This window comes from Hydrogenobacter sp. T-2, assembly GCF_033971325.1.
GTDB classification, from domain to species: Bacteria; Aquificota; Aquificia; order Aquificales; family Aquificaceae; genus Pampinifervens; species Pampinifervens diazotrophicum.
The window spans coordinates 1,109,801-1,128,551 of the sequence record NZ_CP117180.1 but is presented as its reverse complement, the minus strand read 5'-3'; the positions used below and the strand labels follow the sequence as shown (position 1 = coordinate 1,128,551).

Here is an 18,751-nt window from a genome sequence, read left to right as displayed (position 1 = left end):
GCCATGAGGGTAGCCTTTGCAACCAAAAGTCTTGATAAGGTGGATGACCATTTTGGTCACGCAAGAACCATGGCTGTTTACGAGATAGATGAGAAGGGCTACGAATTTTTGGAGTATAGAAACTTTGAAGACGTGCCAGACGAGGAGTATGACAAGATAAATTCAAAAGTTGAAGCCATAAAGGATTGTGCTATAGTCTATGTTATAGCCATAGGGGCCACGGCGGCCGCAAGGGTAGTTAAGGCAAAGATCCATCCCGTCAAGGTTAACGAGCCTACACCCATAAAGGATATATTAGACCAACTTTTAAAAACCTTGAGAGAAAACCCACCTCCATGGCTAAGAAAAGCCCTTACCAAAGACAGGACTGGGGATACAGATTATATTTAAATTTTCTTTATTGGTATTCCATACTTCTTTATTCTGTAGTTGAGCTGTCTTACGGTCATTCCAAGTAGTCTTGCAGCTTTTGCTTGCACATATCCAACCTTTTCCAGAGTTTCTATTATGAGAGTTCTTTCATCCTTTGAGGGCTTCTCTTCACTTTTTACAGGGGGTGTGTTTATCTGTTCTTGTTTCTCCTCGCTTTTTGGTTTAGCATAACTTTTTATCATGTGAGAAAAACATACCCTAGAGCCTATACAAGAGATATCCTGTGCTTTTATAACCTTTCCGTTGGAGTTTATAACAGCCCTCGTAAGACAGTTTATAAGCTCTCTTACATTTCCAGGAAAGTCACAGGACGCTAAAACTCTGAGGGCTTCGTCTTCTATTCCTATGTTCTTACCCATAGTGCTACTCATCCGTTTAAGAAAGTGCTCAACCAAAACGGGGATGTCTTCCTTTCTTTCCCTGAGGGGTGGAATATAGAGAGGGTATACTGATATTCTGTAATAGAGGTCTTCCCTAAACTCACCCTTTGCCACCATTTCTTCAAGGTTCTTGTTGGTGGCGACTATTATTCTGGCGTCCGACTTAAGGGTTTTATTACTTCCTAACCTCTCAAACTCCTTTGTCTGTATGAACCTGAGTAGTTTTGCCTGCACCGCAGGGCTTAGGTCACCCACCTCGTCAAAGAAGAGAGTTCCGCCGTTGGCTATTTCCACCTTACCTGGCTTGCTGGCGTAGGCACCCGTAAAAGCTCCCTTTTCGTATCCAAAGAGCTCAGCCTCAAAGAGCTCCGCAGGTATGGTGGAACAGTTTATCTCAACAAAGGAGCGGTTCTTTCTGGGAGAAAGGTAATGTATGGCTCTTGCCACTGTAGTCTTACCCGTTCCAGACTCTCCGCGTATCATCACTATGGTGTCAAGGTTTGCCAGCTTTATCACCTGTTTTACAATATCTTGATAAGCCTTACTCCCACCCACAAAACCCTCAACCTTGAACTTTTTCAACACCTCCTTCTTTAGTATAGCTATCTCTTCCTTATAGGCTTCTTCCTTTTCCTTTAGCTTCATATAAGTGTATATGTAATTACCTATGAGGTTTGATATCATAACCAGTAGCTCCATGAGATGAGCTGTCTTGCCAAACTCTTTACTCACATCAACCGTTATTATTCCCACAACCCTATTGCTATGCTTTACGGGCACCGCAATAAATATTACGTCTGTCAGACTTTGCCTCCTTATTTTGTTTAAAAAGATGGGCTCTTCTGAGAGGTTCTTTATAACCACAGGATAGCCCTCCCTTAGCACGAAGCCCAGCACCCCCTCCTTTTTACTGAGGGTTATGCTACCCTCGTCCACGCCAACGCTGGCAATAAGAGATGCTTTGGAGGTTTCACTATCCGCTATGTAAAACACAACCCTTCTGATGCCTGGTATTTCGCCAATCATACGCACCACCCACCTTATAATCCTCTCCGGGTCCTGGTTCATACTGGTTAGCTCTTTTGAGAGGTTATAAAGCAGATTAACTTCAAGGCTTGTAAACTTCTCATCCATCATCAATTTAAATATATGCAACATTGATGCCAAGCGAAAGACCTCCTTTGTGTAATGTTTCCAACACTATTATGTAAGGTAGCTTACAACCTTATGTAATAAATAATACAAAAAGAAGGGAAAAGTCTTGGTATATTTATTGCATATATCTATGTGAGATGCGTGTAAAGCTTTTGGGCTATCTAAGTTATGTTGCTGGAAAAGACAGCTTTGAGTTAAGGGAAGTTAAAAGCGTAGAAGAAGTTATAAGAAGGCTGTCCAACTTAGCAGAGATAGAGGAGCTGATCTTCCATGAAAAAGGCCTTTGGGAGGGTGTGGTGCTTATACTGAATGGCGAGCTCATATCAGAGCTTAATGCTCCTGTAAAAGAGGATGACGAGCTGGTAATAACGCTCCCAACCGCAGGAGGATGATATGGTAAAGGTCAATTTGGACGCCTGCTCTGGATGTAAGAGGTGTATGCTTGCCTGCTCCTTTTACAGAACAGGGGGCTTTAACACGAGGTTCTCCTCCATAAAGATATACACAGACTTAGGGCACAGACCTGTGGCCTTTAGCCTCGATGCATGCACAGATTGTAAGGAACACTACTGCGTTGAGTTTTGCACCCTTAGGGCATTGGAGGTATACTCATGAGTTGGTTTGGCAGATATCTGTTTATAGACCTTACGCACAAAAGGGTGGATGTTTACGAGGTGCCTGAGCGGGTTGTGGAAAGGTACATAGGGGGTAACGGCATAGGTGCTTATCTTCTATACACCCTTATGAAAAAGGGTATAGACCCGCTCTCTGAGGAAAACATACTTATTGTAAATACTGGTCCTGCCAACGGTACACTTGTGCCTATGTCCTCAAAGTTTGGTGTATATTCCAAGTCACCTCAAACCATGGGATTTACCAAGGGTTTCTGTGGAGGGGAGTTTGGTCATGAATGTAAGTTTGCAGGTTGGGATGGCATTATAATAACTGGCTCTTGTGACCAATGGACACACATACACATAGAAAACCAAAGAGTTTACTTTTTTGATGCTGAATATCTGAGAGGCTTCCACACCAGTCAAGCTCAGCAAGAACTAAAAAGAAGATATGGAGAGGACATAAAGGCTCTGGTAATTGGGCCTGCAGGGGAGAATCTTGTTAAATATGCCTGTATTATCTCAGACCTGAGGGCTGTAGGCACAGGGGGTATGGGTGCAGTGATGGGGTCAAAAAGAATAAAGGCAATAACCGTAAGAGGAACTAAGCTAATAGAACCCAAAAACCCTAAAAGGCTTATAGACTTCGTAAAAGAATTTGAGAAGGCTGTATACAGCCATCCGGGCGTTAAAAATCTCATAAAGTATGGAACCTCCGCAGGAGTAATGCACCTTCAACACCTTGGAATTTTACCCTCTTACAACTGGCAGAAGGAGGTTTTCCCCTATGCAGAAGAGGTCAGCGGTGAAAGATTAAGAGAGAGGGTAATAAAGGATGTATCCTGTCCCGGATGCATAGTTCCCTGCGGAAAGTATTCCGTGGCTCAAAATACCTTTACGGTAGGACCCGAGTATGAGGGCATATACGCCATGGGAACTATCATAGGAAATGGAAACTTGGACCATCTTATAGAGCTTGATAGGCTTACTGACGAGCTTGGGCTTGGTCAGATACAAACCGGTGGTGTGGTAGCTTGGGTGATGGAGTGCTATGAGAAAGGGCTCTTAAAAAGAGAAGACTTGGATGGGCTTGAGCTTTACTTTGGCAACACAGAGGCTGTTAGGGAGCTTTTAAGGAAAATTGCCTTTAGAGAGGGTATAGGAGACCTTCTTGCTGAAGGCTCTGAGAAGGCATCTCGAAGGTTAGGGGTAGGGGGCGAGTTTGTGATGACGGTAAAGGGTATGGAAACAGCGGGGCATTCTCCAAGAGCTGTAAAAACTCAAGCCCTTGGTTATGCGGTAGCCAACAGAGGTCCTGTTCACTGTGATATAAGACCTGGTCTTGAGGAGAACAACATAACGCCTCTGGGAAAATGGGAGGGAAAGGGCAAGGTGGGGAAAGACCTTGCGGTATGGACCAGTATAGTAAACAGTATTATTTACTGTCTAAGTGCGGAGAGGGTTGTGGGCTTAACCCTTAATGAGAAGATACTTGACATGGTAAACGCCCTAATGGACTGGGACATGTCTATGGAGGAGCTATACGCAGTTGGAGAGAGGGTTTACACCCTTGAAAGGCTCTTTAATGTAAGGGAAGGCTTTTCCAGAAAGGATGATACTCTACCACGCAGGATTTTAGAGGAGCCATCGGAAAAGGGCTATAGAACAAGCCTGCAGGAGCTTAATGCGATGATAAAGGAATTTTATCAGGCTTTTGGATGGGATGAATTGGGTATACCAAAGAAGGAAACCTTGATAAGGCTTTCTATGGAGGAGTTTACGCATGCTACTTCTTGACCCTACCTCTTCTCAACCCCTTGATGGAGCCTTTAGGCAAGAACTTTTATCCATTTTTTTCATAAATCCAACTGGTATAAACAGCTTGTCAACAAGGTCAAAGGAGATGCTGGTAAGGTCAAGGGGTGTTTTGGCGAGCTTTTTGGGATGCTCTAACCTTGAGGTTATATACACCTCAAGCTCTACAGAGAGCAACAATTTAGCCATCAAAGGCTATGTATACGGTAAAAAGGGCAGTATACTCACCACAAACTTTGAACATATATCTATCACCCATCCTCTAAAAGGGCTTGAAAGGCAGGGCTTTGAGGTGGTATACATACAAACTGACGAAAAGGGATGGGTAGACCCTCAGGCTGTTGCAGAGCAGGTTAGAGAAGATACTCTAATGGTTACAATGGGTGCTGTCTGCAGAGAAACTTCCACCCTTAGGGATATTAAGGGTATAGTCTCTGCGGTCAAGGAGGTCAATCCCAATGTGGTATGTCACTTTGATATGTGGGGTCTTTACTATCCCAGCATAAGCATGGAGGAGCTGAATATGGCGAGTTTTGATGGACCTTCTTTGATGGCTCCTCAAGGGGTGGGTTTTCTATATGTTAAAAAGGGCATTAGACTAAAGCCTCTTATTGAAGGGGGTATTCAGGAAAGGGGGGTAAGGGCAGGTGAGGAAAATCTATTTGGTATATACCTTTTGTCCCAATCTGTGAGGTTTTTAATGGAAAAAAGAGATGAAATAAAAAAGAGCTTTGAAATGTATGATGGGCTTGTCTTGGAAAACCTGCCTCTGCCACCAGCTTTCAAGGAGGGCTGTAAGGCTCCAGCCCTCTTTTCTTTTGGCTTACAAGGTGTAGAACTGGAGATGGTCATATCTCTCTTAGAAAGAGGGGGTTTCTATCTAAATACTTCCACTCCATGTATGGCAAACAGAAGAAGGTGTGGTTTTGACCACCTTCTTAGCTTTAGGCTACCACCTTTAGTCCCCATTGATGAATTAGAGAGGTTTTTGTATACATTAAGAAACACACTCCACAGTATAGGAGCCTTAACATGAGGGTTTTTATTACAGATACGACCCTGCGAGAAGGTGTCCAGTCAAAGGAGCTGGAGCTTTCCTATGAAGAAAAAAGGTGCCTTTTCTACCTTATAGCCTCTGCGGGTGTGGAAGAGATAGAGGTGGGTGTTCCAGCTCACAGCGAGGAAGAGAGGGCATTCATAAAAGAATTGGTTAAAGGGAGGTTCGGTGATAGGGTTATAGTTTGGAACAGAGCAAACCCTAAGGACTTGGAGCTATCTATCCAGTGTGGTGTAAAAAGGGTGGAAATAGCTTTTCCAATTTCAGACATTATGTTAAGGGAGAAACTGAAAAAGGATAGACATTACATTCTTGAGCTTGCAAAGGACCTTATTCCTTACTGCAAGTCTATTGGGCTTTATACTTCAGTTGGGCTTGAAGATGCGTCAAGGGCTGAGGAGATTTTTTTATATGACTTTGTTCTGCATGTAAAAAGCTTAGGGGCGGACAGAGTAAGGCTTTCGGATACGGTGGGAGTTTTAAACCCAATACAAACCCAGAGGCTTGTGAAAAATATATCCTCCATGATTGACGTAGAGGTTCATCTTCACAACGACTTTGGCATGGCAACTGCAAACGCAGTGGTAGCATCCTTAAGTGGTGCAAGGTTCATAAACACCTCACTTCTCGGACTTGGGGAGAGATGCGGGATAACGCCAACAGAGGAGGTTGTTTTTTACCTTGATATCATACAGGGGATTGAGACGGGAGTTGACCTAAAGAAGATATACCAAGCCATAGAGTATCTTATAGAAAATAAGGGTCTAAGGGTGCATCCCAACAAGCCTATAGTAGGAAGAAATGCCTTCGTAAACAAATCAAGCATTCACATAGATGGACTTTTAAAATCCAATAGGACTTATCTACCCTTCAATCCAGAGATTATTGGAAGAAAAATGAGCTTTGCCTTTGGAAAGTATTCAAAGAAGAGCTAAAAGGAAAATTATCTCTTGAAAAGGAATACATTCTGGTTTTCTATCATAACGTATACCTTATCGCCTACCTTTATACCATACTCATCTATAGTGCTTCTTGGCACTACCATCCTAACTTCTATGTTTTTAAACTTTACAGCCACATCTGAAAAGAACTCTCCTTTGTCAAGCTCCGTTACTATTCCTCTGAATAGGGCTTGCCTCTTCATCTACCGCCTCCAGTTCATGCTCAAGACATCCCACAAATATATCCAGCCTTGGAAAATAGACGGTATACACCGTCTTTGTTAGCAGAAAGGTTCCAGTATCCAGCACAACACCTATCTCTCCTATGTCTACCAGATGGGCATCCCAGGGCAGACCTGGAAAAGTGCCATCGTTCTTTATTTTCTTGCGTGTCCTGACCGTATCTCCCACATTAAACTTGCTTTCCATAATTTTTCCCCTTTACTTCCAGATTCACAAGCCTTGAGCTTAGTGCATCTTTGTGAACTTTGAACAGACGCTCTTGGATAGGTGTAGAATGGAGAAAGTCCTGATATGCCCTTATTAAGCACTCCTTTAATAGTGGAAAAAGGTCTGTCTCCGTCCCCTTGTTAAGAACCTCCTGCATGTAAAGATTGAACTTTTTCAGTATATGCAATCTGTAGGGTTTGAGAATGTTTTCGTCATATTCCACACCAAAGTAGTGAAAAAAGTCTTCCGCATCTTTGAGGTTCTGGAGGTCCTTAAGCACATCCATATGTAGCCACCTCCAACTTTACTATACATCCCTCTATTGGACATATGGCAAGACATTGGGCTTCTTCGTAAAAACCATTACACTCAACGCATACATATGGGTCTATAGTAAATATGCCTTCTTCATCGTGGCTTATGGCACCCGTGGGACACTCCTGCTCACAGGCATAACAAGATATGCAATTCTCCTGCCTTATATACATAGCCATGATCAACCCTCCGTCTTTACTTTCTCCAACACATACTTTTCGTAATACTTGGTAAGTGCCTCTGGTATTGGGAGGTAAGCGAACTCTTCAACACATTTTATACCCTTTTGTTCAAGAAGGTCTCTGGGCTCAAAGCCTATCTTTGCAGCTATGATAGCCTCACAGTCTGATAGCTTTGATATGGTATCTTCGAGGATATCTCCCCCTTCAAGACAGGCTATAGAACCGTGACAGTAGGGTGTTACTTTCCTGTGGTGTATAAACTTGATGCCTTGGGAAGAAACCTCGTATATGAGAAACTCGTGGGCTGTGCCGAAATGTTCGTTTACCAACATGTTTCCCTTACTTGCCACCGCCACAAGAACCTTTTTACCTTCCTCTTCTAAGGGTAAAGCCATAAGCTCCCTTGCCTTTTTAAGTTTAGCCCTTTCCTTTTCTATCTCTTCGTGGATGCTCTTTCTGTATTCCGCACTGTAGTTGACCTGAAGGTGTATTATCTTGTCCTTGGTGAACTCCTGTCCTCTGTCCTCTCCAAGAAGACCTACCGCATCTGCCCTGCACTGCCTGCAGTGTCTCATCAAAGACATGTGCGGTTCACACTTTTCTTGAACTTCTTTGAGCTCTTGGGGTGTGGGTGGTCTTACGCCGAGCTTTTGATATACTGTGCCCTCGCCTTCTACGTAAGGCATTATATTGTGTAGGAAGGCTCCCATTCTTCTGACTTTTTTGGACAACTCTTCCAGCTCTTCTCCGTTTATCTCTGGTGCAAAGACTGTGTTTACCTTTACTAAAATACCCCTTTCTACACAAGCCTGAAGTCCTTCATACTGCTTCTCAAGGATTATTCTCGCGGCTTCTATGCCTTTATACCTTTTGTGGTTATAAAAGATCCAAGAGTAAATCTTGGATGCGGTTTCAGGTGTCACTGCGTTTATGGTTATTGTTACGTGGTCTATGCCTAAATCCTTAATCCTATCTACAAAATCTGTGAGCCTAAGCCCGTTGGTGGAAAGACACAGTTTTATGTCAGGAGCCTTTTCCTTGATGAGCTCAAAGGTTCTAAATGTCCTGTCTGGATTTGCCAAAGGGTCTCCTGGTCCTGCAATACCCACCACTGTCATCTGGGGTATTTCCATGGCAACTGCGAGCACCTTCTTGACTGCCTCCTCCGGTGTTAGCAGCTCGCTCACCACACCCGGTCTTGATTCGTTGGCACAGTCGTATTTTCTGTTGCAGTAATTGCACTGTATATTGCAGGCTGGAGCAACCGCAACGTGCATCCTCGCATAAAAGTGGTGTGCTTCTTGAGAATAGCAGGGGTGGTTTTCCACCTTCTCCCTTATATTCTCTGGCAGATAAGAAAGTCCATCTATGCTTGTTCCACAGCCTTTAGAAGAACAACCCATGACACACCTCCTTACTCATTGATTTTTTTTACCTCTAAGGTTATTGGAAACTTGGGCTCCGTTTCGAGGGCTGGCACCTTCAGAACCCACCCGTTTGAAAGTTCAAAGATGCCACCCCACACACCCTCCTTTTGTATATTTACGACCACAGCCTCTAAGTCCTTCTTGGGTATGTATACCTCAAGAGCACCATTAATTAAGTTTTTTCTAAAGGTAGCCTTCATGTTATCAACCTCCTATAAGGCTTTTTCTCCACTTTCACCGGTTCTGACGGTAACTGCGTTCTCTACAGGCATTATGAATATCTTTCCATCTCCATGGTTTCCCGTCTTGTTTACCTTAATAATGGTTTCTACAACCAAGTCTACCTTATCATCTGGCACAACCATAACTAAGAGCCTCTTTGGAACATAGAGCACAGGCTTTGTAAGGGTAGCACCCTCTGTGACGAGATATGAGGGGGTTGGAACCAGCTTGGGTGCACTTGTAGCGTAGGCCAACATTTCACTTTCAACTTCTGACATAATAAGCCCTCCCTGTTTACCTCTACCCCACACAGAATGCACACTCATAGCACCACATCCAACCGCATCAAGGGACCTTTTTGTTTCTGCAAACTTTTCCCTTCGTATTATTGCCCATACCTCCTTCATAGTTCCACCTCCCCAGTTCTTATGGTTATAGCCTTCTCAATAGGACTTACAAATATCTTGCCATCTCCTATATTCCCCGTCCTTGCATGTTTTGTTATTGTGCTTATTACCTTATCCACATCCTTGTCTTCAACCGCTATGAGTAGCAGTGTTTTTGGAAGCTCTTCATAAACTACATCTCCTATCTTCAAACCCTTTTGTTTACCTCTTCCCATGGCGGACATCTTTGTCAAGGCTGGAAACCCCATGCCTTCAAGGGCAAACACCACCTCTTGTTCCTTCTCTGGTCTTATAAAGGCTCTCACAAGCTTCATATCTATCACCTCCTTTTTTTATTTGCTTGTGGCTTTTGACCTCTCTTCGAGTATCCTTTTGGCTTTAAAGTATGTTTTGTGAACTTCGTAGGCTTCCTGAGCTACAGTGGGGATCTCCTGCCATCTGTTAGGAAGACCCTCCTCCGCAAGGTCATGAAGTTTTGTAGCAGTGTTCACCGCTGCCATCCTCAGTCTTTTCACCTCCTCTTTCAACTCTTCAAGGCTCATGTTTCTATAAATCTCCTCTTCTGAATGGCATTTTTCCCTCTGGGTTTCAATGTCCACACCTTCCTCTTTACAAGCACCTATGCAGGTATTGTTAAGTTCCAATCGCACCATGCACATGTTTTACCTCCTTAGTTTGGTTCTGTATATTTCTTATGCAAGGTGCATGCCAAGATATTTGAATGCTTTCTGTCAGTTTTTTGTAATAAACCTTACAATTTAAGATGACAAAATGTTATGAAAGTTACATGCCTGTTAATATGTATTCAAAGACGGGCTTCCCTTACACCTTTTTTCCTAAATATCCCTCCCTGCACTTCAAAAAAGGCTTTTTGGAGCTCTATAAGCTGTTTTATACCCTCAAGCCCAAGAGACAGCATCTTGTCAAAGTCTTCTTTTGTAAAGGAATGCTCCTCGCCCAAGGCTTGTATCTCCGATATCCTGCCTGAGCCTGTTGCTACCACGTTCATGTCCACTTCCGCAGAGGAGTCCTCTTCAAAGTTAAGGTCAAGAAGTATCTGGTTGTTTACTATTCCAACGCTCACCGCCGCTACGAAATCCTTTATGGGTGTGGAGGTTAAAACTCCGTCGTTGTATAGCTTTATAACTGCATCCACGAGTGCTACAAAAGCTCCAGTTATGGAAGCAGTCCTCGTTCCACCATCCGCCTGTATTACATCACAGTCTATCCAAAAGGTCCTCTCACCTACCTTGGTAAGGTCAAGGGCGGTTCTCATAGCCCGCCCTATCATCCTCTGTATTTCGTGAGTTCTGCCACCTATTCTACCTTGAACGGATTCCCTTATGTTTCTGGTTTGGGTAGCTCTTGGAAGCATGGAGTACTCTGCGGTTATCCAACCCTGCCCTTTGCCCTTTAGAAAGGGAGGGACACTGTCCTGAATGGAGACAGTGCATATAACCTTGGTATTTCCAAACTCCACAAGGACAGAACCCTCAGGATGCCTAAGGTAGTCCCTAATTATTCTTACGGGTCTGAGCTCTCCTGCCTTTCTTCCATCAGACCTCAAACCTTAGCTCCCAGAGCCTTGGCTTTCTCCACCACCTCCTCTATGGTTCCCACCATATAGAATGCCATTTCAGGAAGGTGGTCGTAGTTGCCAGTGAGTATCTCCTTAAAGCTCCTAATGTTGTCCTCAAGCTTTACATATTTACCATGCATACCCGTGAACTGCTCCGCCACGTGGAAGGGTTGTGCCAAGAACCTTTGAATTCTTCTTGCCCTGTTGACTATAGCCTTGTCCTCTTCAGAGAGCTCTTCCATACCCAGTATGGCTATTATCTCCTGAAGCTCCTTGTATCTTTGGAGTATCCTTTTGACTTCGGAAGCTACTTGATAATGCTCCTCTCCTACGAACTCAGGAGCCAGATACTTGGAAGTGGATTCAAGTGGGTCAACCGCCGGGTATATACCAAGCTCAGCAAGTCTTCTGGCAAGCACTGTAGTAGCATCAAGGTGGGCAAAGACCGAATAGGGTGCTGGGTCTGTTATGTCGTCCGCAGGCACATAGACAGCTTGTATGGAGGTAAGAGAACCCTTCTTGGTGGAGGTTATCCTCTCTTGGACTTCACCCACGTCCGTGTTTAGTGTGGGCTGGTATCCAACCGCAGAAGGTAGCCTTCCAAGAAGCGTAGAAACCTCAGAACCCGCTTGGACGAACCTAAAGATGTTGTCTATGAAAACGAGGACGTCTTGACCTTCTACGTCCCTAAAGTATTCCGCCATGGTTATACCTGTTTGTGCGACCCTGAAACGCACGCCCGGTGGCTCGTTCATCTGTCCGTAAACCATGACCGTGTAGGGTAGAACGCCAGACTCTTTCATCTCGTTCCAAAGGTCGTTTCCTTCCCTTGTCCTTTCTCCAACGCCTATGACCACGGAAAAGCCTTTGTGGAACTTGGCTATGTTATGGATGAGCTCCTGCATGAGAACCGTCTTGCCAACTCCCGCACCACCAAAGAGTCCTACCTTTCCACCCTTCACATAGGGCTCAAGAAGGTCTATAACCTTTATACCCGTTTCAAGTATTTCTACTTTTGTGGATTGCTCCTCAAGGGATGGTGGTTCTCTAAACATGGGCCAGAATTCTTCTGCGTTTACGGGTCCCGCCTCGTCTATGGGTTGACCCACCACGTTGAATATCCTACCAAGGGTCGCCCTACCCACTGGCACTTTTATGGGACCTCCGAGGTATTCTACTTCTTGACCTCTCACAAGACCATCGGTGGCACCCATTGCCACGCACCTGACTCTGCTTTCTCCTATGTGCTGGGCTACTTCAAGAAAGAGCTCCTCTTCCGCCCAATTGCCTCTGTCGTCTATGAATTTTCTTTTTGTCTTGAGACCGTGCCTGACAGGTGGGAGGTTCTTGTCTCCAAACTCTACGTCAATGACCGCACCTATAACCTGAACTATTCTTCCCTTCATGTTTTCCTCCTTTATTTCATAGCTTCTACTGCATTTACTATATCTATTAGCTCTGAGGTAATGGATTCCTGCCTTGCCTTATTAAATATAAGCGTCCATGTTTTTACAAGCTCGTCCGCATTTCTTGTGGCATTATCCATAGCGACCATACGAGCAAAGTGCTCCGCTGCGTTAGACTCAAGCATTGCCCTGTATATCTGATAGTTGAGATAAAGGTCAAGGAGCTTATTTACAAGGATTTCTATACTTACTTCAAACTCATACACACCATAAGTTTCTGGCGTGCTTGTGCTCTCATATTCCTCACAGGTAAGCTTAGGTGGTAAGAAGACCCTCATAAGGGGCTTGTAGCTTGCCCTCGTAACCATCTCATTGTGCATTAGAACAGTGCAGTCGGATTCTTCTCTTGAGTATCTGTCTCTCAATAACTCACCTACTTCCTTTACCACGTTGAAGTTTATTTCTTTTCTGAATACATCCTCATAAACCTTCAGTATGTTGTAGTTCCTCCTTCCAAAATATTGGGCTCCCTTCCTGCCGATGATGATCATGTTTACCTTAACACCTTGCCTTTGTTTCTCCGCTATGAAGTCTTCAGCTTTTTTTATGAGACTTATATTAAAGGTTCCAGCCAGACCCCTATCCGCGGTGATTAGAACGAGGTCGCAGGCTCTTTCTTCTCTCACTTGGAAGAGGGGGCTTGACTGTAGATTTGTATGCGTTGAGAGATTTCTGAGAACCTCGTAAAGCCTTTCTGAGTAGGGTCTTGAAGCGTATATGAGCTCTTGAGCTTTGCGGAGCTTTGCAGCGGAGACCACTTTCATAGCGTTGGTTATCCTTCGGGTATTCTTTATACCCTGTATCTTCCTCCTTATGTCTCTGGGTGAAAGTTTTGGCATGTGGATATTATAGCATATCTTTTATGTGCTCCATCACATGAAGCATATCCTTATCGCCTCTTCCTGAAAGGTTAAAAAGCACTATGTGGTCTTTTCCAAGCTCTTTGGCTATTTCCATGACCCTTGGAACTGCGTGGGCTGGCTCAAGGGCTGGTATTATGCCTTCAAGCCTTGAGAGTATCTTAAAGCCTTCAAGAGCTTCCTCATCGGTGGTATAGACATACTTGGCTCTACAACTTTTGAAAAGGTATGCATGCTCTGGTCCAACTCCCGGGTAGTCAAGACCTGCGGAGATGGAGTGGGTGGGCTGGATTTGTCCCTCTTCGTCCTGCAAAAAGTAGGACTTCATGCCGTGCAAAACTCCCACAGAGCCACCGTTTATAGAGCTTGCGTGCTTGCCTGTATGCAGTCCAAGACCTCCAGCTTCTACGCCTATTAGTCTTACCTCCTCATGCTCTATAAAGGGATAGAATATACCCATGGCGTTTGAACCGCCTCCCACGCAGGCAACCACCGCATCTGGAAGCCTGCCTTCAAGCTCCAGTATCTGTGCCTTTGCCTCCTCGCCTATTATTTTCTGAAAGTCCCTCACCATCATGGGAAAGGGATGAGGACCCACCACAGAGCCTATAATGTAGTGTGTGGTTTCCACGTTGGTAACCCAGTCCCTTAGGGCTTCGTTTATGGCATCCTTTAGGGTTTTTGAACCGCTCTTTACGATGCGCACTTCCGCACCCAGCAGTCTCATCCTAAAAACATTGAGTTTTTGACGCTCTGCGTCCTCCTCTCCCATATAGACCACACACTCAAGACCAAGTAAGGCACAGGCGGTTGCAGTAGCCACACCGTGCTGTCCTGCACCCGTTTCTGCGATTATCCTCCTCTTTCCCATTCTCTTGGCAAGCAGAGCCTGTCCGAGTGTGTTGTTTATCTTATGAGCACCAGTATGGAGAAGGTCCTCCCGCTTTATGTATATCTTTGCACCACCCACATAGTCGGTTAGCCTCTTGGCAAAATAGAGGGGTGTGGGTCTTCCTGCAAAGTCTTTAAGGTAGTGGTTTAACTCTTCCCAAAAGGATGGGTCTTCTTTGAGTTTAAGGTAGGCATCAGTTAGCTCCTCGAGGGCATACATGAGGGTCTCTGGCACGAACCTTCCACCGAACTCTTCAAAGTATCCCTTCTCATCTGGAAGGGTGTATACTTCTTGCTTTGTCATAAGCTTTCCTCCTTTCTTTTTAATCTAAGCTCCTTTCGTAGATTTGGTCTATGTGTTTTAAGAAAGACCAAGGGTCTAAGGCTTGCCTTATCTCTTCTTGACTAAGGAAGGCATTGACCTCTTGGTCTTCCATAAGGCTTTTTTCAAAGGCTATACCCTCTTCCCAGCTTCTCATGGCACACCTTTGAACCATATCGTAAGCCTTATCTCTATGGACTCCCTTTTCCATGAGTTTAACAAGCACCTTTGAAGAGGCAAAAAGACCATGAGAAAGCTCCATGTTTCCTAACATTCTCTCTGGGTTTACCACAAGACCTTCAAGGATTTCAAGAAAGAGGTTTAGCATATAGTCAAGGGCTATAGTGGAGTCTGGTAGGATTACACGTTCTGCGGAGGAGTGAGATATGTCCCTTTCGTGCCAGAGTGGAATATTCTCAAGAGCTACCAGAAGGTTTGCTCTTATTATGCGTGCAAGACCACACAACCTTTCTGCGTGTATGGGGTTTTTCTTGTGAGGCATGGCGGATGAGCCTCTTTGACCCTTTCCAAAGGGCTCTAAAACCTCAAGCAGTTCGGTTCTCTGGAGATGCCTTATCTCTGTTGCAAACCTCTCAAGGGCACAGGCGGTAGAGGCAAGGGCATACATAACCTGTGCATGCCTATCTCTTGGCACTACTTGAGTGGAAACAGGCTCTACCTTAAGTCCCAGCTCCTCAAGGGCGAGCTCCTCCACCCTTGGGTCAAGGTTAGAATAAGTTCCCACCGCACCAGAGAGCTTGCCATAGGATATGTCCTCAAGGGCTTGCAGAAGCCTTTTTTTGTTCCTTTTCATCTCCTCATACCAGCTAAGGAACTTAAGACCAAGGGTCATAGGCTCTGCGTGGACTCCATGCGTCCTTCCCATCATTAGAGTATTCTTATGCTCTATGGCAAGAGACCTGAGCCTTTGTATCACCTTCTCTAAACCTTCAAGTATCAGACTAAGGGCTTCTCTAATCTGCAAGGCAAGGGCAGTATCCACCACATCAGAGGAGGTAAGACCCATATGAAAGTAATGAGAATACTCTTGAATCTGCTCGTTTATGGCAGAAACAAAGGCGAGCACATCGTGTTTGTAAACCCTTTCATACTGGTATATCTTCTCCACTACCTTTTCGTCCACAAAGGTTCTCTTTTCTATTTCTTTTAGAGCCTCATCTGGAATTTTTCCAAGTTTGTGCCATGCCCTGCATACCGCAAGCTCCACCTTGAGCCAAAGCCTAAACTTGTTGAGGTCAGACCATATTTGACCCATTTCTCTTCTGGTATACCTTTCAATCATCTCTCTCCTCCTTAAGAATTTCAAAGGTGCTACTGGTTCCTATCCTCTCCACGCCAAGCTCCAAAAACCTCAAAACCTGCTCCCTTGTCCTTATCCCACCAGAAGCCTTAACCCTTAATCTACCCCTTACCCAATCCCTTATTAGCCTTATGTCCTCTTCTACCGCTCCAGTGGGTGCATATCCCGTGGAAGTTTTCACAAACTCCATACCTGTATCTGCTATGAGTTCAACTATAAACCTTTTCTCCTCTTGGTTAAGGTAGGCGGTCTCAATTATGACCTTCCTTATCACACCTTCTGTATTTCTGGCTATAGCCTTTAGCTCCTCTTCCACATATTTGTGCATACCGCTTTTTAATGCAGAGATATTTATGACTATGTCCAACTCCCTTGCTCCATCTTCAAGAGCTCTAAGGGCTTGCAGGATTTTTTGTTCCTTTGTATCCAAACCAAAAGGGAAAGAAACCACACAGCAAACCACCAGCCTGTTTTCTGAAAATTCCACCGCCTTTCTTACCGAAAAGGGATTTACACAGACGCCGTAGACACCAAGCTCCACACACTTGTTTATCTCAACCTCAAGGTCCTTAAGGGTATGGTTAGGTTTGAGTATAGAGTGGTCTATAAACTTGGCTATATCCATGAATGGACACCGTAGGTGAGGTCATGGTATACAGAAAGTAGGGCTTTTGCACCTTCTCCTGCTGCGGTTATTATCTGCTTTGCAAAGATGTTAGTGCAGTCTCCCGCAGCGTATATGCCATGCTCCGAGGTTCTGTTGTTGCAATCTATTATTATCTCTCCCCTCTGTGTGGTAAAAACTCCCAAGGACTTTGCCAGCTCAGAATTAGGCTTTAGACCCACCTCTACAAAAACGCCTTCAACTTCAACCTCATACACCCTTCCCTTTTGCAAATCTTCTAAAAGCACACTTCTCACATTCTTCCCATCGCCTTTTATTTCCAAAACTCTATGTCTAAGAAGAGGGACAACCTTTGGGTCTGAAAGCACCTTCTCTTTAAGGACCTCATCCGCCCTAAAGTGGTCTCCAAGCTCCGCAAGGTATATCTTTCTTGCGTAGTTTGTAAGCTGGTCTACCGCCTCAAAGCCCGAGTTTCCACCACCTACCACAAGCACATCCACATCCTTAAAGAAAGGTGCATCACAGGTATAACAGTAAGAGACCCCTCTCCCTGTGTATTCCCTTTCCCCCGGCACTTCTAACCTTCTGTGTTCCGCACCAGTGCAAAAAAGAAGTCTTTTTGATGCATACTCTTTTCCAGAGAGGGTTTTAAGGAGAAAGCCCTCCTGCAGTCTTTTTATTTCTATTACTTGGTCCAGCACTGGTTCAATCCCAAGCCTATCCATTTGCTCCATCATCTTCTGCACAAGCATCACCCCATCCACCATAGCATATCCCAAGTAATTTTCTATCTCGCCCGCCTTTATTACCTGCCCACCCACATCCTTGGTTATAAGCAAGAAATCCATTTTCTTCCTTTGTGCGTATATGCTGGCGGATATGCCCGCAGGACCACCACCTAAGATAATAAGCTCGTGCATACTTTTATTATAAAACCGCTATAATTTTCCAATGCCTTACGAAGAAAGTCTACCAGAACCAATCAAACTCGCCCTTGAAAAGCTCATACACATACCCACCTACGGAGAGAGGTCCGCAAGCAGACTTCTTTATAACCTCCTTAAACTCCCCATGGAAAAACGCCTTGAGATAGTCCAAGCTCTACAGTCTGTGGTAGAAAGGATAAGACCCTGCAAAGAGTGTGGTCTTTATACGGACCAAGAGATATGCAAAATATGTTCAGACCCAAAGAGGAGTAAAAAGTTTATATGCGTGGTGGAAGAGTCTCAGGATGCCTTTGCCATTGAGAAATTAGAAAGATACTCTGGAGTTTACCATGTTTTGGGTGGTAGAATAGCACCCCTTGAAGGTATATCACCAAAAGACCTCAACATAGACAGCCTCATGGAAAGGATAGAAAGGTATAGACCAAAGGAGGTGATAATTGCCACGAACCCAAACTTAGAAGGTGAAGCAACCGCTAACTATCTTGCAAAACTCATAAAAAAGCAGTTTCCCACCACCAAGATAACTCGTATATCTCACGGTCTACAATTTGGCTCTCTCATAGAACTTGCGGATGAACTATCTTTGGAAAAATCCATAGAAAATAGAAAAGTGCTTTGAAACTCTTCTCTTCTTAGTATGGTCATAGACACTTCTGGTTTAAGTATGCCAAGCCTCCTTGGAATCCCGCTCTCATAATCTTTAGCGTGTCCTCTACCCACGAGCACCAATATCTTGTGGTCAGGATACTTATCCAAAAGCCTTGCTATAGCCAGTGCCATACCGTTATCCCATGCGTTTTGCACTTCAAAGAACCTCTTTTCGTCCACTCTTGGATGGTTTTTTAAAACCTCTCTCAGATCTCTCATTTCCTTCTCTGTTTGAGGTATTACAGGATAAGGCAAGCTCTCATTCCTTACCCTTTCAAGCCCTTCCTCTCTCACTTTTTGCAAAAGCTCTGAGGAGATGTTTATAGCCACTATTCTTATACCCTTTTCCTTAGCAAAGCTCCATATGTCCCTATACAGGCTTGGGTCAAAGCCCCATCTTCTTCTATAATCGGTTCTTCTAAGCATTTCCTCTTCACTTATTTGACAAGATACATACAAGTCAAGAGCGTCCTGAAAGGGTTGTTGAAACATCTCCATGGCTATTATAAACTTGTGATTTTTTGAATTCAAAAGTCTTAAAATCCTAAGCTGAAACTGATGGTCTTCCCTGCTTGTGTGCTCCTCTGGTAGGAATATAACTTGGTGGTTGTTGAGGAGGTTTTCTAAATTCTCTTGTGCTTTCGTGATTGATATAAACAATACAAAGAACAAAAATAGAATCTTCATGCTATAAT

Annotated in this window: 25 protein-coding genes; 7 read left to right on the top strand and 18 right to left on the bottom strand. The window is 44.3% G+C overall.

Annotated features, from left to right (window positions below; genetic code table 11):
- Nucleotides 1–3: 3 nt before the first annotated feature.
- Entirely contained in the window at nucleotides 4–390 is a 387-nt protein-coding gene (gene nifX / locus IAE16_RS06545; protein ID WP_323699974.1) for a nitrogen fixation protein NifX, read from the top strand.
- Here the strand turns inward: nifX and IAE16_RS06540 are convergent.
- Nucleotides 387–1,949 (bottom strand): sigma 54-interacting transcriptional regulator, encoded by a 1,563-nt coding sequence (locus tag IAE16_RS06540; protein ID WP_323699973.1) that lies wholly within the window; start codon nucleotides 1,947–1,949, stop codon nucleotides 387–389. The two genes, nifX and IAE16_RS06540, sit on opposite strands and share 4 nt — an antisense overlap.
- Nucleotides 1,950–2,104: 155 nt before the next feature.
- Here IAE16_RS06540 and IAE16_RS06535 point away from each other — a divergent pair, with 155 nt between their 5' ends.
- From IAE16_RS06535 to IAE16_RS06515, 5 genes are read left to right on the top strand one after another with little or no spacing between them, the layout of a single operon-like run.
- Complete coding sequence (locus IAE16_RS06535; RefSeq protein ID WP_323699972.1) at nucleotides 2,105–2,359, top strand: MoaD/ThiS family protein; 255 nt, start codon at nucleotides 2,105–2,107, stop codon at nucleotides 2,357–2,359.
- 1 nt (nucleotide 2,360) lies between these two features.
- On the top strand, nucleotides 2,361–2,582 hold the full coding sequence (locus IAE16_RS06530; RefSeq protein WP_323699970.1) for a 4Fe-4S dicluster domain-containing protein: 222 nt from the start codon (nucleotides 2,361–2,363) through the stop codon (nucleotides 2,580–2,582).
- Nucleotides 2,579–4,378, top strand: a complete 1,800-nt coding sequence (locus IAE16_RS06525; protein WP_323699969.1) for an aldehyde ferredoxin oxidoreductase family protein — start codon at nucleotides 2,579–2,581, stop codon at nucleotides 4,376–4,378. The genes IAE16_RS06530 and IAE16_RS06525 overlap by 4 nt, the downstream gene beginning before the upstream one ends.
- Nucleotides 4,365–5,432 carry a cysteine desulfurase family protein gene (locus IAE16_RS06520; RefSeq protein WP_323699967.1) on the top strand — a complete coding sequence of 356 codons (1,068 nt, stop codon included), beginning with the start codon at nucleotides 4,365–4,367 and terminating at the stop codon, nucleotides 5,430–5,432. The genes IAE16_RS06525 and IAE16_RS06520 overlap by 14 nt, the downstream gene beginning before the upstream one ends.
- Nucleotides 5,429–6,388 (top strand): hydroxymethylglutaryl-CoA lyase-like TIM-barrel protein, encoded by a 960-nt coding sequence (locus tag IAE16_RS06515; protein ID WP_323699966.1) that lies wholly within the window; start codon nucleotides 5,429–5,431, stop codon nucleotides 6,386–6,388. The genes IAE16_RS06520 and IAE16_RS06515 overlap by 4 nt, the downstream gene beginning before the upstream one ends.
- Nucleotides 6,389–6,396: 8 nt before the next feature.
- Here IAE16_RS06515 and IAE16_RS06510 read toward each other — a convergent pair whose 3' ends face one another.
- From IAE16_RS06510 to IAE16_RS06435, 16 genes are all read right to left on the bottom strand, one after another.
- A complete protein-coding gene (locus IAE16_RS06510) occupies nucleotides 6,397–6,597 on the bottom strand; it encodes an AbrB/MazE/SpoVT family DNA-binding domain-containing protein (protein WP_323699965.1) in 201 nt (66 codons plus the stop codon).
- Nucleotides 6,554–6,823: a nitrogen fixation protein NifZ gene (locus IAE16_RS06505; RefSeq protein ID WP_323699964.1), complete on the bottom strand. Its 270-nt coding sequence runs from the start codon at nucleotides 6,821–6,823 to the stop codon at nucleotides 6,554–6,556. Before IAE16_RS06505 ends, IAE16_RS06510 begins: the two co-directional genes overlap by 44 nt.
- Complete coding sequence (nifW, locus tag IAE16_RS06500; protein ID WP_323699963.1) at nucleotides 6,807–7,130, bottom strand: nitrogenase-stabilizing/protective protein NifW; 324 nt, start codon at nucleotides 7,128–7,130, stop codon at nucleotides 6,807–6,809. Before nifW ends, IAE16_RS06505 begins: the two co-directional genes overlap by 17 nt.
- Nucleotides 7,117–7,338, bottom strand: a complete 222-nt coding sequence (locus IAE16_RS06495; protein WP_323699962.1) for a 4Fe-4S binding protein — start codon at nucleotides 7,336–7,338, stop codon at nucleotides 7,117–7,119. Before IAE16_RS06495 ends, nifW begins: the two co-directional genes overlap by 14 nt.
- A gap of 2 nt (nucleotides 7,339–7,340) precedes the next feature.
- Nucleotides 7,341–8,744, bottom strand: a complete 1,404-nt coding sequence (nifB, locus tag IAE16_RS06490; RefSeq protein ID WP_323699961.1) for a nitrogenase cofactor biosynthesis protein NifB — start codon at nucleotides 8,742–8,744, stop codon at nucleotides 7,341–7,343.
- Between the two features lie 11 nt (nucleotides 8,745–8,755).
- On the bottom strand, nucleotides 8,756–8,968 hold the full coding sequence (nifT, locus tag IAE16_RS06485; RefSeq protein ID WP_323699960.1) for a putative nitrogen fixation protein NifT: 213 nt from the start codon (nucleotides 8,966–8,968) through the stop codon (nucleotides 8,756–8,758).
- Between the two features lie 12 nt (nucleotides 8,969–8,980).
- Nucleotides 8,981–9,397, bottom strand: a complete 417-nt coding sequence (locus tag IAE16_RS06480; protein ID WP_323699959.1) for a P-II family nitrogen regulator — start codon at nucleotides 9,395–9,397, stop codon at nucleotides 8,981–8,983.
- Nucleotides 9,394–9,711, bottom strand: a complete 318-nt coding sequence (locus IAE16_RS06475) for a P-II family nitrogen regulator (protein ID WP_323699958.1) — start codon at nucleotides 9,709–9,711, stop codon at nucleotides 9,394–9,396. Before IAE16_RS06475 ends, IAE16_RS06480 begins: the two co-directional genes overlap by 4 nt.
- 18 nt (nucleotides 9,712–9,729) lie before the next feature.
- Entirely contained in the window at nucleotides 9,730–10,050 is a 321-nt protein-coding gene (locus tag IAE16_RS06470; RefSeq protein ID WP_323699957.1) for a CCE_0567 family metalloprotein, read from the bottom strand.
- A 152-nt stretch (nucleotides 10,051–10,202) separates the two neighbouring features.
- The gene (rph, locus tag IAE16_RS06465; RefSeq protein WP_323699956.1) at nucleotides 10,203–10,964 is read right to left on the bottom strand and encodes a ribonuclease PH; all 762 of its coding nucleotides are present in this window, start codon (nucleotides 10,962–10,964) and stop codon (nucleotides 10,203–10,205) included.
- The gene (gene atpD, locus IAE16_RS06460) at nucleotides 10,961–12,382 is read right to left on the bottom strand and encodes a F0F1 ATP synthase subunit beta (RefSeq protein ID WP_323699955.1); all 1,422 of its coding nucleotides are present in this window, start codon (nucleotides 12,380–12,382) and stop codon (nucleotides 10,961–10,963) included. Before atpD ends, rph begins: the two co-directional genes overlap by 4 nt.
- A gap of 11 nt (nucleotides 12,383–12,393) precedes the next feature.
- Nucleotides 12,394–13,281, bottom strand: a complete 888-nt coding sequence (locus IAE16_RS06455; RefSeq protein ID WP_323699954.1) for a F0F1 ATP synthase subunit gamma — start codon at nucleotides 13,279–13,281, stop codon at nucleotides 12,394–12,396.
- 7 nt (nucleotides 13,282–13,288) lie between these two features.
- Nucleotides 13,289–14,497 carry a tryptophan synthase subunit beta gene (gene trpB, locus IAE16_RS06450; RefSeq protein ID WP_323699953.1) on the bottom strand — a complete coding sequence of 403 codons (1,209 nt, stop codon included), beginning with the start codon at nucleotides 14,495–14,497 and terminating at the stop codon, nucleotides 13,289–13,291.
- A gap of 19 nt (nucleotides 14,498–14,516) precedes the next feature.
- Nucleotides 14,517–15,818 (bottom strand): adenylosuccinate lyase, encoded by a 1,302-nt coding sequence (gene purB, locus IAE16_RS06445; protein ID WP_323699952.1) that lies wholly within the window; start codon nucleotides 15,816–15,818, stop codon nucleotides 14,517–14,519.
- Nucleotides 15,811–16,461: a deoxyribose-phosphate aldolase gene (gene deoC / locus IAE16_RS06440; protein WP_323699951.1), complete on the bottom strand. Its 651-nt coding sequence runs from the start codon at nucleotides 16,459–16,461 to the stop codon at nucleotides 15,811–15,813. The genes purB and deoC overlap by 8 nt, the downstream gene beginning before the upstream one ends.
- The gene (locus tag IAE16_RS06435; protein WP_323699950.1) at nucleotides 16,452–17,381 is read right to left on the bottom strand and encodes an NAD(P)/FAD-dependent oxidoreductase; all 930 of its coding nucleotides are present in this window, start codon (nucleotides 17,379–17,381) and stop codon (nucleotides 16,452–16,454) included. The genes deoC and IAE16_RS06435 overlap by 10 nt, the downstream gene beginning before the upstream one ends.
- Nucleotides 17,382–17,412: 31 nt before the next feature.
- On the opposite strand from IAE16_RS06435, the gene recR reads away from it, so the two are divergent.
- A complete protein-coding gene (gene recR, locus IAE16_RS06430; protein ID WP_323699949.1) occupies nucleotides 17,413–18,027 on the top strand; it encodes a recombination mediator RecR in 615 nt (204 codons plus the stop codon).
- Here the strand turns inward: recR and IAE16_RS06425 are convergent.
- Nucleotides 17,943–18,743 (bottom strand): ChaN family lipoprotein, encoded by an 801-nt coding sequence (locus IAE16_RS06425; protein ID WP_323699947.1) that lies wholly within the window; start codon nucleotides 18,741–18,743, stop codon nucleotides 17,943–17,945. The two genes, recR and IAE16_RS06425, sit on opposite strands and share 85 nt — an antisense overlap.
- Nucleotides 18,744–18,751: the final 8 nt, after the last annotated feature.

Coding starts and splice junctions, on each gene's coding strand:
- IAE16_RS06470 (WP_323699957.1), bottom strand. CDS start 10,050: ATGGTGCGATTGGAACTTAACAATACCTGCATAGGTGCTTGTAAAGAG.
- nifB (WP_323699961.1), bottom strand. CDS start 8,744: ATGGGTTGTTCTTCTAAAGGCTGTGGAACAAGCATAGATGGACTTTCT.
- IAE16_RS06425 (WP_323699947.1), bottom strand. CDS start 18,743: ATGAAGATTCTATTTTTGTTCTTTGTATTGTTTATATCAATCACGAAA.
- atpD (WP_323699955.1), bottom strand. CDS start 12,382: ATGAAGGGAAGAATAGTTCAGGTTATAGGTGCGGTCATTGACGTAGAG.
- IAE16_RS06505 (WP_323699964.1), bottom strand. CDS start 6,823: ATGGAAAGCAAGTTTAATGTGGGAGATACGGTCAGGACACGCAAGAAA.
- IAE16_RS06530 (WP_323699970.1), top strand. CDS start 2,361: ATGGTAAAGGTCAATTTGGACGCCTGCTCTGGATGTAAGAGGTGTATG.
- IAE16_RS06435 (WP_323699950.1), bottom strand. CDS start 17,381: ATGCACGAGCTTATTATCTTAGGTGGTGGTCCTGCGGGCATATCCGCC.
- IAE16_RS06510 (WP_323699965.1), bottom strand. CDS start 6,597: ATGAAGAGGCAAGCCCTATTCAGAGGAATAGTAACGGAGCTTGACAAA.
- IAE16_RS06455 (WP_323699954.1), bottom strand. CDS start 13,281: ATGCCAAAACTTTCACCCAGAGACATAAGGAGGAAGATACAGGGTATA.
- IAE16_RS06480 (WP_323699959.1), bottom strand. CDS start 9,397: ATGAAGGAGGTATGGGCAATAATACGAAGGGAAAAGTTTGCAGAAACA.
- IAE16_RS06515 (WP_323699966.1), top strand. CDS start 5,429: ATGAGGGTTTTTATTACAGATACGACCCTGCGAGAAGGTGTCCAGTCA.
- IAE16_RS06495 (WP_323699962.1), bottom strand. CDS start 7,338: ATGGCTATGTATATAAGGCAGGAGAATTGCATATCTTGTTATGCCTGT.
- trpB (WP_323699953.1), bottom strand. CDS start 14,497: ATGACAAAGCAAGAAGTATACACCCTTCCAGATGAGAAGGGATACTTT.
- nifW (WP_323699963.1), bottom strand. CDS start 7,130: ATGGATGTGCTTAAGGACCTCCAGAACCTCAAAGATGCGGAAGACTTT.
- recR (WP_323699949.1), top strand. CDS start 17,413: ATGCCTTACGAAGAAAGTCTACCAGAACCAATCAAACTCGCCCTTGAA.
- IAE16_RS06520 (WP_323699967.1), top strand. CDS start 4,365: ATGCTACTTCTTGACCCTACCTCTTCTCAACCCCTTGATGGAGCCTTT.
- IAE16_RS06475 (WP_323699958.1), bottom strand. CDS start 9,711: ATGAAGCTTGTGAGAGCCTTTATAAGACCAGAGAAGGAACAAGAGGTG.
- nifX (WP_323699974.1), top strand. CDS start 4: ATGAGGGTAGCCTTTGCAACCAAAAGTCTTGATAAGGTGGATGACCAT.
- IAE16_RS06535 (WP_323699972.1), top strand. CDS start 2,105: ATGCGTGTAAAGCTTTTGGGCTATCTAAGTTATGTTGCTGGAAAAGAC.
- purB (WP_323699952.1), bottom strand. CDS start 15,818: ATGATTGAAAGGTATACCAGAAGAGAAATGGGTCAAATATGGTCTGAC.
- nifT (WP_323699960.1), bottom strand. CDS start 8,968: ATGAAGGCTACCTTTAGAAAAAACTTAATTAATGGTGCTCTTGAGGTA.
- IAE16_RS06525 (WP_323699969.1), top strand. CDS start 2,579: ATGAGTTGGTTTGGCAGATATCTGTTTATAGACCTTACGCACAAAAGG.
- deoC (WP_323699951.1), bottom strand. CDS start 16,461: ATGGATATAGCCAAGTTTATAGACCACTCTATACTCAAACCTAACCAT.
- IAE16_RS06540 (WP_323699973.1), bottom strand. CDS start 1,949: ATGATGGATGAGAAGTTTACAAGCCTTGAAGTTAATCTGCTTTATAAC.